Origin of the sequence: Rhodococcus yananensis (assembly GCF_020515525.1) — a bacterium.
In the GTDB taxonomy this organism is placed as follows: Bacteria; Actinomycetota; Actinomycetes; order Mycobacteriales; family Mycobacteriaceae; genus Rhodococcus; species Rhodococcus yananensis.
This window is the reverse complement of record NZ_JAIYEP010000009.1, coordinates 61,258-78,281: the sequence shown is the minus strand read 5'-3', so window position 1 is coordinate 78,281 and position 17,024 is coordinate 61,258. Positions and strand designations below refer to the sequence as shown.

General features: G+C 65.0%; 12 protein-coding genes. 5 read left to right on the top strand and 7 right to left on the bottom strand.

Annotated features, from left to right (window positions below):
• Positions 1-8: 8 nt before the first annotated feature.
• Positions 9-497 carry a DUF1269 domain-containing protein gene (locus LDQ05_RS03985; protein ID WP_226435591.1) on the bottom strand — a complete coding sequence of 163 codons (489 nt, stop codon included), beginning with the start codon at positions 495-497 and terminating at the stop codon, positions 9-11.
• Positions 498-760: 263 nt separating this feature from the next.
• Here LDQ05_RS03985 and LDQ05_RS03980 point away from each other — a divergent pair, with 263 nt between their 5' ends.
• A complete protein-coding gene (locus LDQ05_RS03980) occupies positions 761-976 on the top strand; it encodes a DUF8691 family protein (protein WP_226435590.1) in 216 nt (71 codons plus the stop codon).
• Between the two features lie 71 nt (positions 977-1,047).
• Here the strand turns inward: LDQ05_RS03980 and LDQ05_RS03975 are convergent, their stop codons facing one another.
• Complete coding sequence (locus LDQ05_RS03975) at positions 1,048-1,467, bottom strand: DUF7144 family membrane protein (protein ID WP_226435589.1); 420 nt, start codon at positions 1,465-1,467, stop codon at positions 1,048-1,050.
• Positions 1,468-1,880: 413 nt separating this feature from the next.
• Between LDQ05_RS03975 and LDQ05_RS19830 the strand changes: the two genes are divergently transcribed.
• Positions 1,881-4,328: a winged helix-turn-helix domain-containing protein gene (locus LDQ05_RS19830; RefSeq protein ID WP_226435588.1), complete on the top strand. Its 2,448-nt coding sequence runs from the start codon at positions 1,881-1,883 to the stop codon at positions 4,326-4,328.
• Here the strand turns inward: LDQ05_RS19830 and LDQ05_RS03965 are convergent.
• The 5 genes from LDQ05_RS03965 to LDQ05_RS03945 form a co-directional block, all read right to left on the bottom strand.
• Complete coding sequence (locus tag LDQ05_RS03965; RefSeq protein WP_226435587.1) at positions 4,276-6,135, bottom strand: glycosyltransferase family 2 protein; 1,860 nt, start codon at positions 6,133-6,135, stop codon at positions 4,276-4,278. The two genes, LDQ05_RS19830 and LDQ05_RS03965, sit on opposite strands and share 53 nt — an antisense overlap.
• On the bottom strand, positions 6,132-8,024 hold the full coding sequence (locus LDQ05_RS03960) for a hypothetical protein (protein WP_226435586.1): 1,893 nt from the start codon (positions 8,022-8,024) through the stop codon (positions 6,132-6,134). Before LDQ05_RS03960 ends, LDQ05_RS03965 begins: the two co-directional genes overlap by 4 nt.
• Positions 8,021-9,247 (bottom strand): NAD-dependent epimerase/dehydratase family protein, encoded by a 1,227-nt coding sequence (locus LDQ05_RS03955; protein ID WP_226435585.1) that lies wholly within the window; start codon positions 9,245-9,247, stop codon positions 8,021-8,023. Before LDQ05_RS03955 ends, LDQ05_RS03960 begins: the two co-directional genes overlap by 4 nt.
• Before the next feature lie 54 nt (positions 9,248-9,301).
• The gene (locus tag LDQ05_RS03950; RefSeq protein ID WP_226435584.1) at positions 9,302-11,194 is read right to left on the bottom strand and encodes an alkyl/aryl-sulfatase; all 1,893 of its coding nucleotides are present in this window, start codon (positions 11,192-11,194) and stop codon (positions 9,302-9,304) included.
• Between the two features lie 682 nt (positions 11,195-11,876).
• Positions 11,877-12,740, bottom strand: coding sequence for a hypothetical protein (locus tag LDQ05_RS03945; RefSeq protein ID WP_226435583.1), 864 nt, complete (start codon positions 12,738-12,740; stop codon positions 11,877-11,879).
• Between the two features lie 294 nt (positions 12,741-13,034).
• Here LDQ05_RS03945 and LDQ05_RS03940 point away from each other — a divergent pair, with 294 nt between their 5' ends.
• Genes LDQ05_RS03940 through LDQ05_RS03930 form a run of 3 tightly spaced genes read left to right on the top strand, consistent with a single transcriptional unit; the run spans position 13,035 to position 16,624 of the window.
• Positions 13,035-14,549 (top strand): TnsB C-terminal domain-containing protein, encoded by a 1,515-nt coding sequence (locus LDQ05_RS03940; RefSeq protein ID WP_372461031.1) that lies wholly within the window; start codon positions 13,035-13,037, stop codon positions 14,547-14,549.
• The gene (locus LDQ05_RS03935) at positions 14,549-15,337 is read left to right on the top strand and encodes an AAA family ATPase (RefSeq protein ID WP_226435582.1); all 789 of its coding nucleotides are present in this window, start codon (positions 14,549-14,551) and stop codon (positions 15,335-15,337) included. The genes LDQ05_RS03940 and LDQ05_RS03935 overlap by 1 nt, the downstream gene beginning before the upstream one ends.
• Positions 15,338-15,343: 6 nt before the next feature.
• Complete coding sequence (locus LDQ05_RS03930; RefSeq protein ID WP_226435581.1) at positions 15,344-16,624, top strand: hypothetical protein; 1,281 nt, start codon at positions 15,344-15,346, stop codon at positions 16,622-16,624.
• Positions 16,625-17,024: the final 400 nt, after the last annotated feature.

Genomic DNA, 17,024 nt, shown 5'->3' with positions numbered 1-17,024 from the left:
GCGGTGATTCATTCGGAGAACACTTCACGCAGCCGGGCTTCCTGCTCGTGAGACAAATTCGTGGAGATCAGTTCCCCGCTCTGACCAGCGAACGCTTCGTGGACCCGGTCCACGGTCGCATCGGAGGTGAGCACGAACAACGCGGACGTGCCAGGGGTGATCTTGTCACGGACACCCTTGATGAAATCATCGTCGATGCCTACGTCGGCGAGTGATCCGGACAGCGCACCGACTCCCGCCCCGATAGCTGCCCCCAGCAACGGAACGAAGAACAACAGCCCGAACAACAGACCCCAAAATGTTCCACCCAACGCCCCGGCACCGGTGAGATCGCTCAGTTGGCGGGTCCGCGGTTTCTTCGCGTCGGCCGGCCAGCGGACAGTGGCAGCATCGTGAACGGTGATGAGTTGCTGTTTCTGCAGGTCTTCGAGTGTGGTCAGTGCCGTGTCGGCTCCGCTGTCGGTCGGGAACTTCCACACCGTCAGTGTCGCTGCCATGTCTTCGGTCCTTTCCTCGGCGGGCCGGGAACGGTGACGTTCCGGGTACGTGTCCCGCGCTGTCGTCCGTACCGAACCTAGGAACAGCGCCGACCGGCGCGCATCATGCTTAGCGGGTGAAGTGGGTGCCGGTGTCCACCCATCTGCCGCAGCGACGGGTCGGTTTCATCCGCTGTGGATGAGGCGCGCATCGGGGGGCGCGGAGGACAGTAGCCTCATCCGTGAATCCCGCATCCCGAACGTAGGAGCCTGGGAGGCCGATCATGAGCGTTGGGGCGTCCTACCAGTTCGTCGTCGACGGCGTGCTCTCCGCACGGGTGATTGCGGCCTTTCCCGAACTGCGCGCACAGGTCGACGAAAAACACGGAATGACAACATTGTTCGGGACGATGAATGACCCGACGACCATGCGGACCATCATGTCCCGGATCGATGATCTCGGGTTGACGCTGCTCGAAATGCGCCGATCGCCACAGTGATCTTATCCGCCGGCCAGCCGGGGCGCCCGGCGGCTGTGGCCGGGCACCCCGAATGATTCATCGAACCGGTCTCAGGTGAAATCGGGCGACCACGTCGCCACCGCCCAGATCACCAGGATGTCGAGGGCGATGACCAGGACCGCCCACCACGGGTAGTACGGAAGCCACAGGAAGTTCGCGACGATGGACACGGCAGCCAGGACGATCGCGACGGCTCGCGCCCACGTGGCGGCCGCGAACAACCCGATCGCGGTAGCCACCACCAGAATGCCGATGAGCAGGTGAATCCATCCCCATCCGGTGATGTCGAACGAGTAGAGGTATTCCGGCCCGACGACGAACAGATCGTCGTTCGCGAGCGCCGAGATGCCTTGCAGGATCGACAGAATGCCGGCCGCAGCGAGTAGCGCTCCGGCAGCAATGGTCGTCGCGCCGGCGAATCCGTTGCGCACGGGATGCCGATCGGACATCGACGAAGTCGAGGTGCTCATGGACTGTTCCTTTCGGGGGAGCATGTCGTGTCACCGATCATGCGGCTCGCTCTACGGTGATGTCCTCGCCCGGAGAGGGTGAACTTTGCCTCTCGTGGACCGTTCGTCCTGACAATGGAGCGCCGGCCCACTGCACAATTCACGTTTTCCCGTTGTGTGAGCCTTGCCGATAGTAGGGTTTTTCCGAAGGCCGTTCGGTACCTGCCGTACGGGGGGAATCCAGAATGTCCGATGCCCGACCCAGCGAGGCCGTACACACCGACCGCGACCCGGCCAGGTCGTGGCTGCCGACCTCACCGGTGCCGATACAACGGCACCGTGCTGTCACTGACACACTGAACCGAGCGGTTCGCAGCTCGTCCACCACCGCCGTGTTGGTATGCGCTCCGGCGGGCACCGGCAAGACCGTCGTCGTGAGCGATTGGATCACACGAGACATCGCCACGTCCGACTCGACTGTTCCGGCGTGGGTTCGAGTTTCGGATCGCACCAACACCGCCGCGACCTTCTGGGTGACGGTGCGCACCGCCATCGACTACGCCGTCGAGCGATCCGGCACCGCGGGTCCGGTCCCAGTTGTGCCGATACATCCCGACCATCCGCGGGCGCTCGCGGCAGATCTGGCCCGTCGCCCTTATCCGATCATTCTGATCATCGATGACGCGCACCTGCTCCATGATCCGATCGTCCTGACGGAGCTGACGGCCTTCATTGATACGCTCGCGCACTTTCCGCATGTGACGGTCGTCTTTCTGGCGCGGGGGGAGCCGTCCTTGCCCTGGCACGAGTGGGCTGCAGCGGGAATCGTCTCTCGTATCGGATGGGAACAACTCGCTCTCGACGAGCACCAGGTCCGGGTGGTTCTGGCCGAGCACGACAGTCACCTCGACGATGCCGATGTCTCGGCACTGATCGCATTGACCGACGGATGGGCAGCGCTCGTGCGGATCGCAGCGATCCACCTGCACACCCGAACGGATCGCCGCGGGGTCATCGCCGATCTCGCCCGCTCCCCGCACCCGATATCCGACCAGCTCATCGGTGACCTGCTGACCGCTCTTCCGCAGCATCTTCTCGATTTCCTCCTGTCGACCTGCATCGTCGACGCACCGACCGTCGAACTGTGCGAACACCTCACCGACACGTCTGCCAGCGACGCCCTCGAGTTCCTCGAACGATCCGCGTTTCCCCTGCTCCACACCGTCGAACCCGGTACCGGGACGATCACCCGTCGCTACCACCCGATGCTCGTTGCCCACCTGCGAGCCGAACTGCACCGCACCGACCCCATTCGCGAAGTCCAGCTGCACTCCCTGGCGGCCCGGTGGTACCTCTCGACCGGCGCACCGGTCGACGCGCTCGCTCACCTCGTTGCCGCAGACGACACCGTCGCAGCACTCGACCTGGCTCGACACCATGGCATCTCCGTCGTGTTGGCAGGTGACACCGACACGTTTTTCCTCCATCTGGACGCGCTCGGTCTGTCCACCATCCGGACGGTACGTCTGCTGCACGCGCTCGACGCCCTGGAGCAGGGATCCCCGTCCTCGGCACGAGCATTTCTCGATACCCTCGCTCCCGCAGGGCACAGTGACAACGGACGCATCGACACACGGCTCGAGGCGGCCGTGGACACGGCCGCCGCTCTGGCAGAGGGGAAGTGCGCCTCCCCGGCCTCTGTGAACGAACTGAGCAACCGCGCTTCCACCGGCTGCCTGTGTCTCGACAGCTACGCCCGGACCGTACATGCAGCCGCACTGCTGTCGACCCGACCCATCGCCGCAGCGACGCTGCTGGACGAGGCGGCAGCACTGGCAAACATCGCCGGGGATCCCCGGCTGCAACTACGGTCGACCATACTGTCGGCGTGGTTGCACAGATCGACCGGTGACCTTGCGCGAATGCACGCGTGCGCAACGGCGGCACTGAAGGTCGCCGAACAGCACGACCATCTCGACTCACCGGATGCGCAACACGCCGTCATGTTGATCGTGCTGGCACACTATCTGCGCGCGGAACCGCTCGATCCGACCGGCATCGCCGGACGGTATCTGGCTACTGCCGGTTCTGCAGAATCGGGGGTGCTCGGTCCCTACGTGCGTTTCGTATTCGACCTGCACGCGTTGTCGGCCAGCAATGTGTCACCGGCCAGGGTGGCAGCGGCCGTGAGCAACGCTGCGGCAGTGTGTACTGGTCCCTTCGGTTCCACGACAACCGACCTGCTGCCCTACCTCGCAGGAACCCTCCTGTCCCTCGGGCGCCGGAACGAAGCGACCCATTTGCACCGGCACATGGTGGATACCCGCGGACACACCGTCGACTCGACAGTGCTCGCGGCGATGATCGAGTACGCCCGCGGACATCACCACGCAACCCGACAGATGCTCGCAGACCTGATCGACGACGAATCGTCGACCCCGCTGCGCAGCGTCCGCGTCCACCTTCTCGACGCACTCGCCGCCCAGCGGCTACACCATTCCGAGGCGATGCGGACGTCGGTGCACCGTGCCCTCGAACTGGCCGAGCCCCACGGTCTTGCTCGTCCGTTCCTCGACCTCGCCGCAGATTGCGCCGAGCTGCTGACGGTGCTCGCACACGACATCGACTCCTCGTACCGGTTCACCGGCACCCTCCGCCGGACCCTCGCCGGCAGCACGGCACCGTCCGTACCTGCCATCACGGCGGCCGAACAGGTAATACTGGTCCACCTTCCCTCCGGCCGCACCGCCGAAGAGATCGGGCACGAACTGCAGGTGTCGGTCAACACCGTCAAGACACACATCCGCAATCTCTATCGCAAGTTCGGGGTCAGGACGCGCGGCGAAGCGATCTCGGCGGCCATCCGGTGCGGTCTGCTCTGAACCACAGGCGGGGTGGATGCATCGATGGATAGACGAGGGTCAATGCCGCCAGAAGGGTGAAGTAACTGCGCAGCACCCGGAAGACGAGATACGCCGGGATGTATTTGACCGAACTCGGCCGCCACAGCAGACAGACCAGGATCGTCACGAACATGGACATCCCCAACAGTGTCGCCACCACAGGTTGCCAGCGCATCGTGCTGAACGTGGCATGGAAGAACATCTCCGCCAGGAACGCGAACAGAAGCAGCGGCCCGAGCATGGCACGACGGGCAGCGTTGACCAGTTGGAAGGGAAGAACGAACGTCCCGGTCATCGAGCGCCGATCGAACAGCATCTCCCGATTACGAGCAGCAAGGTGGTAGATGCTGCGAAACCACCGTGTGCGCTGTTCCCGCAGGTGCGCATACGAGGCGGGTGTCTCGCTGTGATAAACCGCCGCGGGGTCGGAAATGCAACGGAATCCCGCCGCCGTCAGACGAATACAGATGTCGGTGTCCTCACCGTTCATGCCCTGCACCATGCCCCCGACCGCGACGACCGGCTCACGTCGGTACACAGTGAACATGCCGGGGACACCGAGCACACCCAGGTATCCGTCGAGCGAGACCTGGAAGAATCCGTGCCGCATATACACCTCGACGAGCCGGACCTTGTCGATCCAGGTCGTCTCTTGCCGGGGCAGCGGTAGACCGCCGACCGACCCGACGGCCGGGTCGACGAAGTGGGTCATCGCCGTCGTCAGAGAGCCGGGTCCGATGACAGTGTCCGCGTCGATGCGCACGATGAAGTCCTCGACAATGTGATCGATTCCGAGGTTCAACGCGATCGCCTTACCCGGGATCGGACACTCGAGCACCACACCGGTGAGGTGAACACAGCCGTCGATCGCCTCCTGAGCGATGAGGTGCGTGGTGTCGGTGGAGGCGTTGTTCACCACGTAGATACGGATGTCTCCCGGATAACCGGCTGCTGCCTCATCGACCGACAGGATCGTCGCGGCGATGCTGTGGGCCTCGTTGTGGGCCGGGACGAGAACCGCCAGCGCAGGCCCGAATCCGGCGCCGGCCTCGCGCGATCGCCGCAGCCTGCGCACTCCGAACCACGCCGTGGACAACGCGAACAACTGTTGGACGAGAAACACACCCGCACCCAGACCCCCGAGTACCGCCCAGTCCTTGAGGGTGTCGACCATCTCGATGAGCACCTGGACGAGCAGCACCGTCACCAGAATCGATGCTGCCAGGCACCCGAACCAGATAGCAAGCTCCCGCACCGGCGTACCCGCGCTCGTCGGCATCGGGACCCGCCGGGGTAGGTGCGCCTGTCGCAACAAAGTGTGCGGAAACAACGCCAGTGCGGCCAGACCGGACGCCATCTGCAGCCCGAATGTCGAGATCGACACCAGCCCGCAGTCGTGGAGTATCCAGGCGCCGGCGTCCGTCACGACGCAGAACACGACGAACTTGCCGAGCAGAGCACCTGCGATGAACAGTCGGCGCCACCGATTCGAGTACGCGAAAACGGCGTAGGTCACGAAGAACACTACGAGGAACATGCGCAACGGGAAGACGACGTCCCCGCGCTCTCGAGAGGTCAGGACGAGATCGCGGGAAAGCGCGTCGATCCCGGTGTGCATCAGATACGTCCGAACACACATGACGATGATGGCGAGCGCGGCGAAGGTGACGAGAAAACCGTTGGCCGCGCTCGCCGGCCGGTCGACTGCGTACCCGGCCGGGGCACTGTCGACCGACCGGAAGTGATCGGCGATCGCCTCGGTGCGGAAGTCCGCCGTGCCGGTCATCGGGGGATGTTCTCGCGTGGCGGCGTCCTGGACGGGACGGTGCCGTCGGCGCGAACTTCGAAACTTCCCTGCGAGGTGACCACCAGAGCCGTCTCGGTCCCGAAGTCCGGCAGCGCAATCTCGCCGGTATCCCCCGCATACCGGATGACGAGTCCGGGCGCAGCTGCGATGTTGGTGGCGGTCTCCACCACCAGCCCGGTGTCGAACGACGAGATATCGAGGCGGCCGGCCGTTTCCGAGACGATGCGCCCGTCCGCGAGACGCATTCGCGGCGCCACGGCAGGACTGTCCCCGACCAGGATGAACGGTTGCTCGGCGTCGGGGGGTGTATTCCAGAGAAAATCCGGAACGTACTCGGCCGGGGTGAATGCGGTGAGGACACCGACGACGGAGTTCAGTTGCTCGACGGCATTGTCGTCGGTGGCTCCGGTCATGTGAACGGCGAATCCGGGCGCCAGCTGCCGAGGGAGCGCCGTGAATCCGGTACCGGGAGCGTTGCCGAGCACCAAGGCCGAGTCCGCCCGTAGCTGCGTCGGGTAGCTCGTCACCCGCACATCACAGCCGCCGAGGTCGCGATCGCGTTGCACTGTGAACGTCAACGAGTTCTCCACGACCTGATCCGCCGCCGCCAGTGGAACGGTCACCGTGCCGGCCGTGTCGTTCAACTTCCGGCTGTCGACAAGTTTCCCGCCAAGGCGGGTGTTGAGGATCCAGGTCAAGTCCTGCGGCGAGGCGGGCAACGCCACGGACACGCGCACGGCCTCCGGGATGCGGCCGTCGGGCAGGTCGGCAAGTGAGTACGCCACCTGCCAGCTCCGGGTCTCGGTGATGGAACCGACCGACATGTCCGCACCCAGCGATTCCAATGGCACCTCGTTGCCCTGCTCAGGTGTCGTGCCTACCGCTCGGGGGTCGGTACCGGACGTATCGGCAGTGGCGACCGTCGGCTGGGTCAGAAAAGTCGACAGGACCGCTCCGTCCGCAGTGAGCACGCCCAGCACCGGATCGTTGTCGATCCGGCCGACGATGGCGTTTCCGTCCGCGCCGGTATCGGACGTCCACCCCGCCGCTGCGTCCAGTGCATCTGCGGGACCGACGAGGATCGTGTTGCGACGATCGTTCTCGGGCACGGACTCGGCATACCTCACCTCCTGCCCGGCCCGCGTCAACGCCATCCCCAGTTGGGCCGCCGTGGTGCGCCACTGGACCCCGCGGTCGACAAGGACGATCGTGACCTGGCGATCCCAGGACGCCACCGCATCGCGCACCGTGTGCACCGGCTCGACGAGGGCCGCTTCGAGCACACTCGTCGGGTCGAGATGGATCTGAAGCCCGGCGGAATGATCGGGGGTGCAGGACTGGTCGTGCCGGGTGCCCTCGGCGTGGACCCGAACCCGGACGCGACCGTCCTCGGCCACCTGGTGCGGGACGTCGACGACGAGATCGAGGGGCACCTCCCCGGTGGGCAGGCGGTTTTCGAGCACCTGTTGTCCGTCCATACTCACCGACAGGAACACCGTCGTGTCCTCCGCGACCTGCGTGGTGCCCGTCAGATGCAGGCGGGTTTCGTCACGACCGGAGTCGGCGGGCAGGGTCACCAGGAAGCTGGTCGAGGGTGCATCGTCGGTAAGCCACACCCCGTCGACATGTCCGGATCCGGCGAGGGTCTTGGTGAAGTGGCGTTCGGGCGGAACGTCGAGCGGCACGTCGTCTGCAGCGTCGGTGAACCAGGATGGGCGGACGATGACGAACGCCAACAGAAGGGCCAGAGCGAGACCGAGGCTCCACCAGGCCGCGCGCGGTACCACGCGGCCGTGCTCACCGCGGAAGTACTGGGGGTCCGGACGGCCCGGGGATGGCTGTTTCTGCTCGTCCGCACCGTCGCTCATTTTGTGCTCCTCGGCGACGGTCGAGGTTCTTCCTCCCGCCTCGTGGCCGCAGCCCTGCGTGTCTCGTTCCAGTAGGAGGTGCAGGGAACCCGACCGGTGTCGATGCGATCGGCGTACTTCTGGGCGATATCGACCGATTCCTCGAGCAGACCGGTCTCCAGTCGTGTCGGGTTCAAGCCCAGCCCGAGCAGGTGATCGTTGCGGGCGCTCAACAGGTTCTTGTCCGCCTCGGCTCTCGGGTTGGCCACCCGTTCAATGCTCGCTCCTGTGATCGAGGACACCAGATCGGCCAGATCCGATATCCGGTGGGTCTCGGTGATCTGGTTCATCACCCGGACCCGACCCGAGACACGGGATCCGGATTCGATTGCCAATCGGATGCACCGCACGGTGTCGCGGATGTTGATGAACGCGCGCGTTTGGCCGCCGGTCCCGTGGACGGTCAATGGGTAGCCGATCGCCGACTGGGCAAGGAACCGGTTCAGGACCGTTCCGTAGTCGCCGTCGTAGTCGAACCGGTTGATCAGGCGGACATCGAGTGCGGTCTCCTCGGTCTGGGTCCCCCAGACGATCCCCTGATGCAAGTCCGTGATCCGCAGACCGTCATTGCGGGCGTAGAACTGGAACAACAACTGATCCAGCGACTTCGTCAGGTGGTAGACGCTTCCCGGCTGTGTGGGATAAAGGATCTCCCGGCTGTGCGAGTTGCCGTCACGATCGGGATAGGTAACGGTCAAATATCCCTCGGGCAGATCCACTGGCGCCGACTCGTAGCCGTACACACCCATCGTCCCCAGATGCACGAGGTGAGTGTCGACCCCGACCTGCACCACCGCCGCCAACACATTGTGCGTACCGGTGAGATTGTTGTCGATCGTGTACCGCTTGTGCTGCGGCGATTTCATCGAGTACGGCGCTGCCCGCTGCTCCGCAAAATGCACAATCGCATCGGGACGTTCGGCGGCGAGGAGCTCGACGAGCTCATCATAGTTACGCGCGACATCGAGATCGATCATTGCGATCCGACGTCCCGTTACCTCTGCCCAGGCCTCGATCCGCTCGCTCAGCGACCGGATCGGCGTCAACGACCGGACACCGAGTTCCTCGTCGATCCGTCGCCGGACCCCGTTGTCGACGATCGTGACGTGGTGACCGCAGGCCGACAGGTGCAGCGCGCTCGGCCAGCCGCAGAATCCGTCACCACCGAGCACCAGGATCCGCATGCGTGGATCACCTTCCTGACGATGCTGCACCGAGGGGCGCGCTCTCCAGCACGGTCACGGGGTGACGATGGCGAAGTCCGGGTCGGGATCATCGAGATAGCTCACCAGCGTCGCGAACGCACCCTCCATCCCCTCGGGGACGATGGTGCCGTCCGCCACGAGCGGGGCGGGATCGGCGCCACCGAGCAGCACCGCGATCAGAGCCGGTCGGGTCAGCATGATGGTGGCGTCCGGCGCCGGCAACGACCCGTCGGCATCGAAATGCACCAGCAGACCGTTGCGCAACTGGCAACGGTGGACGACGTTCTCGTCGGTGAATCTCCAGTCGATCGTCAGCGACGCCGACCACGCACGTGGACCGTCCACACGCAGGGCGATCGCGTCGAAGATCTGCTTGATGGTGAGGGCACCGACGATGTCCGGTGCGGCGGTGACGGTCGGTGTGCCGACCGCGCCGTGGCGCAGTTCATATGCGCCCATGAGGAAGAAGTTCCGCCAGGTGCCGTTCTCCGAACCGTAGCCGAGTTGCTCGAGGGTGTCTGCCTGAAGCGCTGTGGCCTCCGTATTGGTGGGGTCGGCGAAGATCACATAGTTCAGCACCTGCGCCACCCAGCGGAAATCTCCTTCTGTGAAGGATCTGCGTGCCTTCTCGAGGATTCGGTCGGTGCCGCCCATGAACTCCACGTGTCGCTTGGCTGATTCGACAGGGGTGTGCTCCCACAAGTGCGCGGGGTTGCCGTCGAACCAGCCCATGTACCGCTGGTAGATCGCTTTGACGTTGTGGCTGACGCTGCCGTAGTAGCCGTGCGTGTGCCACACGTTCTCGAGCGCCGGTGGCAGTTCGATCGCCTCGGCGATCTCGATGCCGGTGGCGCCCTTGTTGAGTGCCCGCAGTGTCTGATCGTGCAGATAGCCGTACAGGTCGCGTTGGATAGACAGGAACTCGGTCAGCCGCTCGGTGTCCCAGGTCGGCCAGTGATGCGAGGCGAACAAGACATCGGAGCGGGATGCGAACCGGTTGATCGACTCGGTCAGATACTGCGACCACACGTGCGGGTCGCGCACCAGCGCACCGCGCAGCGTCAACAGATTGTGCAGGGTATGGGTGGCGTTCTCCGCCATGCACAGTGCGCGCAGCTGGGGGAAGTAGAAGTTCATCTCCGCCGGCGCCTCGGTGCCGGGGGTCATCTGGAACTCCAGGGTGATTCCGTCGACGGTTTCCGTCTGCCCGGTGTGATCGATGTCGATCGTCGGGGAGATCAGCGTCGGCGTTCCCGTCGATGTCGTCGGTCCCAGTCCGGCACCGACCGCGCCCTGCGGGCCTCGCGGTAGGGCCGCGCCGTACATATAGGCGGCGCGCCGGGCCATCGCCGTGCCCGCATAGACGTTTTCGGCGACGGCGTGTTCGACGAATCCGGTCGGCGCCAGGATCGGGCATCGGCCGGCCGCAACGTCCTCGGTCGTCGTGACGCCTTTGACACCACCGAAGTGGTCGATGTGGCAATGGGTGTAGATCACCCCCGTGACCGGGCGGTCGCCCCGATGGGCTCGATACAGGGCCAGACCCGCAGCCGCCGTTTCTTCGGAGATCAGCGGATCGATGACGATCACCCCGGTATCGCCCTCGACGAGGGTCATGTTCGACAGGTCCAGTCCACGTACCTGGTAGATGCGGTCGGTGACCTCGAACAGCCCCTGCCGAGCGCACAACCGCGACTGTCGCCACAGACTCGGATTGACCGTCGGCGGGCAGTCCTCCTCCAGAAAGGCGTACGACTCGCTGTCCCACACGATGTCCCCAGCCGCGCTTTTCACGACCGCAGGTTCGAGAGCAGCAACGAACCCCCGCTCGGCATCGGCGAAGTCTTGGACGTCGGAGAACGGCAGCGACTGCGCCTGCTGGCTGCCAGAAGCGATAACGGTGGTGTCGTCCGATGAGTCGGGCATAGCGATCCTTCCGCGTGACCGAAGAGCCTGGCCAGCAGGCTCGTCATCAGGATGACGAAACCCACCCGCTCCCGCCTCATCCTCTACGGATGAATTCCCCGGCGACTCGCACTATTACAGGCTGATCAATCGCCGCTGTAGACGCATCACCGCTGGCCCACGCACTTCAGAGGTCTGCTGCAGATATGAAATCGAAAAGTTGGTATCCGAAGGCGGGAACCTTACAGAGATGTCCTGTGCCCTTCGATCTGAGGTACGAATGGGTCGCTGACCAGCAATGCCTCAACAATGTGGCGAAGCAACGCCGTGGCGTTCCTGCCACATTGTTGAGGCAAGGAGATGTCGATCCTGCGGGCTTGTCGGCGAGAGCGTGCAGGTAGAACGAGTGTCTGCCTCAACTTGGTGGCAGAATCCCTGTGTTTGCCTCAGGTGCTGTGGCAACGCCTCAGGTCTGATGGCACAGGACAAGAGCTGATGTAGGTTCTCGCCGGACGTATCAGTAGGACGGTCCTTGGAGCTGCGGGTTTCCAAGTTCGTGTTAGTCCGGGTTTCTCACGATCTTGTCGGAATCCTCAGAAATTCCGGTCCCGTCTTACTGCCCGTTCCAGAAGGACCTCACGTGTTCGCGGGGTCGTCCGCTCGACAACGTAATCAGCTCGGTCCTGTCTGCCGACAGCAGTTTCTAATGGCCCATCACGGCGTGTGCGCTGCGATGCTGGACGATACGCGGCGGCGCGTACGGTGCCGGCCAGATCTGCAGCTTGTATCGCTCGACCACCTCGTCGACGACGAGATCCCACGCCAGGTCGCGCCCTGCGACATAGGCGCGGACCCGATAGGTTCCGGCACCGGCCGACAGCACCGTGTCCGGAAAACCCTCGACGGGTTCCTCCGCTCCGGTGAGCACCGTGGCGATATCCGAGTAGGTCTGCAGCGAGGCTTCCTCGATATCTTCCCATGCTCTGTCGACGAGATCGGGAGCATCACCGAGAACCTCGACCTGCAGGTCGAGTGGTCCCATGGACATCCCCGTATAGACATAGACCATCCCGGTGTCGGCAGCGAGCAGACCGAAACCTGGCTCGGGCAACGGAGGAAGTTCTTCCCAGGCCCGATCGTCCGCGTCTTTCACACAGAACATTCGGTCGACGCTGGCTCTGCCGGTGTACAACATCGTGCCTGTTTCCTTCTGCAACCGGAGCAGTCGATCGGCAGAGGACCGACCGTACGTCCCGGTGGTCCGTGCCCCTCGCGCATCATAGGAAAGGCCGGCTGATGGCCGAGGTGATGCGGCGTGAAGCAACTGGGGTCGCATCGTCCGATTGCGCTGATCGGTGGCGTTCGAAGTTCGCTTCAGGCCCGGCGTGACCACGGTTGGTGGCCCGAGCAGAACATCCCGGAATAGTGCCGATGATGGGTGGCTGCGGACTTTCCGTACTGGCAGACCCCGGATCATCCGCCACGGGTCCGCCGCAGTGAGGGTCGTCGCGGCAAGAACATCCGAGTCCTGCACGTACCTGACCTCAACTTCGCTGGTCAGGGACACTTTCCCAGTGTCCGACCAGCTGCGAGGCCGCACGAAGATGTCAGCAGGTAAGCCGCATGTAAATGTCAGCACGATGAGCAGGATCAATTGGTTGTTCCTGTGGGTAGTGATCGGCAATTAAGTCGCTCTACGAAGAGCGGGACGATCTTGACCAATCAGGTCTTCCCACCGGCAGGCACGTGGTCAAATCAGCAACGTTGACCGTCGGTGTGCCCGACACCGGGGGTGCGCCACGAGTTCTGGAAGGCCGAGACGTTGGTCGACGCGAGCACACATGCGCTGCGCCGAGCCGCGGTGGATCGCTTGGTGCAACTGGCCGACCAGAAGTCGCTGTCGCGAGCACATGTCCACATGGTTGCGCAGACGTTGGGGGTCGCCGATCGCACGGTGTGGCGATGGGTGGCCGCACGTCGGCACGGACACACCCCCGCCTCTCGGGACCGGTTCCGGATTGACGACCAGCTGCGGGTGCGGCTGGCGTACTGGCGAGGCAACGCCGCCGCTCTGCACCGGGAGCTGGCCGCCGAAGCCGCCCGCGACGGCCGGCCCGCGCCGAGCATCTCGACGGTGCAGCGGGCCGTCGCGCGGGATCTGACCCCGGGCCAGCGAGCCGGATTGCGTCTGGGCGAGCGGGAACGGCGGAAGTTCGATGTGTTCCTGCAACGACCGGCCGCCTACCGAAACGAGGCATGGGAAGCCGACCACGTGCAAGCGCCGGTCCAGGTGGACGTGGACGGCCGGCTCGTCACACCGTGGGTGACCTGGTTCATCGACGCATGCCACGACGTGATCCTCGGGACCGCGGTGACGCCACAGACCCCGAGTCGCGAGAGCATCTTGGCTGCACTGCGGGTGGCGGTGCTACGTAGCGAGCCATACGGCCCCGCCGGTGGCCTGCCCGCGGCGGTGCGCATCGATCGGGGCAAGGACTTCCTGTCCCGCACCGTCACCGACGCGCTGGGCGCATTCGCGGTGCGGGTGGACGACCTACCCGCCTACGGTGCGCACCTGAAAGGGACGGTAGAGACCATCAACGGTGCGGCCGAAAAGATGCTGTTCGCGGTCCTTCCTCGCTACACCCACCGGCAGAAGCAGGTCAACGGCGTCGCGGTCGATCCGGACCAACCTGCTCTGTCGTTCGAAGCGTTCACCGTCGAGGTGCTGGAGTGGGTGCAGTGGTGGAACACCGAGCACACCATCACCGAACTCGAGGACCGGACGCCGCTGCAGTCCTGGGCCGACGACCCGACCCCGATCCACGACGCGGACGAGACCCGATTGTGGATGTTCACCCTCGAAGACGACCGCCGCAATCGCAAGATCACCACCAAGGGAATTGCGTTCGGCCGCAACAGGCACTACATCGCAGACTGGATGGTCGGGCGGGTCGGACTCAAGGTGCGGATCCGGTACATGCCGCACCATACCGACGAAATCGAGGTTTTCGACGCCGCCACCGGCGTGCATCTGGGCAGCGCGGTGCTCGCCGATGCCGCCTCGGCCGACACCCGGTCTCGGGTGCAGCAGGCGCGGGCCCGCCAGGCTCGTCGGGTGCGGACCGATCTGATGGCCGCCGAGAAAGCTCGTCGAGTCCGGTACGCGGCGGCGACGGTGCCCGAACCGGCGAAACGGCTCGATGCGATGACCGAGGCCGAAGCCGCCGCTGCCCTCGCCGAGGAAGACGATGTGGATATGGCTCGGTGGGCACGGCCGGATCTGATTTCGCTGGGGCCGCCCCCGGCGTCGTGGCGGCTGCCGGTCGACCTGAACCATGCGAATCTGCAGGATGACCGAGCGGAGGACCAGTAGTGAGTCGGGACCCACGCACTCGCGGCCCGGAGGTCGACGACGCCGCAGCCGATCATTTCCTCGGGCTGGTCGGGGCACATATCGTGGCCACCGACGCGCTGATGGCGACCCGCGACAACCTCGCCGACGTGATCGACGCAAAGGCGATGATGTGCGTACACGGCGATGCAGGCGTGGGAAAAACGTTCTCGGTCAACGCCTCGCTGCGCGAGCTTGCCCCGGACACGGTGTGCCGGGTGCAGTTCCGGGCGCGACCGACACCCCGGGACATTCGCTACACGCTGTTCGACGCGCTCGCGGTGGGCGGCACGCCACCGCCCAAGCCTATCGAGTTCGACCGGCTGCTCAAAGCTGTGCTATCCGAACAGTTCCGGGTACTGGTGTGTGATGAAGCGCAGTGGATGTCGCAGGAATGCTTCGAGTATTGGCGGCACCTATGGGATGACCGGCGCACCGATATCGCGATCGTGTTTGTCGGTGGCGGCGACTGCTACCAGGTGCTTTCCCGCGAACCGATGCTCTCCAGCAGAGTGTACGTGTGGCAGGAATTCCGGCGGATGACCCCTGCACAGGTCCTGAGGGTGATCCCGGCATTCCATACCGTCTGGGAGAACACCGACCCCGAGATCATCGGGTTCGCCGACACCCATGCCGGGCACGGCAACTTCCGGTCCTGGGCCAAGCTCACCGCGCACACCGTCCGTGCCTTGGCGCGTCTCGACCGGGACCGGGTCGACCAGGAAGTGCTGGGCTGGGTGTTCGCAAAGATGTCCGGACGCAGCAGCTGACCCGCCGTGATCGTCTACAGGCTACCGAAGGTGACGGTGCTGTTCGATCCCCTCGACGACGCCACTGTGACCGGCACGCTGCTCACCCGGCACAATCCGGCCGCAGGGGTGATCGTTGTGCATCCGACGCCGGGCCGGACCTCCGAAACCACGCTGGCGATGGACCTGATGGACGCGCTCGGCCACCCGACCGGACGTCTCGCCGACGAACGGATCGGCGGACTCGAAACGCTCTGGACGGCCGTCACTGCATGGTGCGACGGCGCCGCCATCACCCACCTGGTGGTACTGCGGGCGCACCTGTTGTCCACGCGTCAACACGAGCGCCTGCTCGTCCTGTGGCGCACCCTCGGCATGGATTTGGTTCTGGTGTGGCACACCGCGGGCTCCCCTGCGCGGCTCGCGCTCGACACTGTGCCACACCGGATCACCCATCGGCTCGCCGACGTCACCGACCATCTCACCGCCGCGGCGCCCACCGACCGGGCCGCAGCAGGTCTCGACCGGCGTCCGCTGCCACCGCTGCCGAACGTCGACGCCGGCAGCCTTCGAGCCGTGGTGTGCGAGCAACTGCCCCGCGCCGAGTCCGACCGAGTCACGGAACTCTACGACTATGGGCGTGCCACCGCGTGCCGATGGCTCGCCGACTGCGACACCCCAGAACTCGACCACCCTGCGCCGATCACGGGGGACGTCCCGGTGCAGCCCTCACCCCTGTCGGTGATGCTGACCGCGCTGGTGGCCGAGAGTCCGACCGAACTGCACACCCTGGTCCTGCTGCGCGGCGCACAGCACGGATTCACCCTGCACGGCTATCGACTCGCGCTGCCACAACAGCTTCCCCACATGGTCGGTCCTGGTCTGACCACCGGCCCGTTCACCGCCGAGACCGCGTCGCGAATCCGGGAACGGATCGCCCATCCGGTCCGCGCCGGGGCCCTGGCCACCGCCCTGCTCACCGGCGTCAGCTACGGCACCCTGGTCTCGATACCGATCACCGCACTCAGCGAAACCGCCGACGTCCTGCTCCTCGAATCCCATCGTCGAACCGAACCCGGCGCGCACGCCATCCCGCCCACGGCTCGGCCACTGCTGGCCGCCGCCCGCACCTTCCAGGCGCTGCGCGGTGCCGAACCCCACCATGCGCTACTCCGCGGCGGTCTCGGCGGCACAGGCCATTTCCTCCGGGAGTCCGCCGCGGTCTGCAAGCTGACGCTCCCAGCGCGCCATCGGTGGGACACGCAGTGGCTGTCCATGGCCACCGCGTATCCGTACGACCGCTCCTGAGGCGCCTACTGACATTCCGTGCGGTCTGCCGCTGACATCGAGTGACGTATCGCCAGGTCGACCCGCTGACAAGTTCGTGCGGCCTCTCAGCATCTCCAGGGGGTGACGAACAATTGACATCCCCACAAGAAACGATCGAACGTGGGCCGAGAGGACAGAGAGGACCATCGCACTCCCACCCTCGACGGGGGCGGCTGTCTCGGCACGCATCAGCGGTCATGTAGGTCGGGATGACGTGATGGTGAATGTGAGAGGTCGATTCTCGAGGCATTCCTGCAGGACTTGCTGCTAAATCCCTGTTGCCTCCACACCTACACCGGCGACATGACGGCCCGCCGTCAATACAGGATCACTGGTCGGAGCCTGACGCGGCGCTCACCGAGCACTGTGACCGAACCGG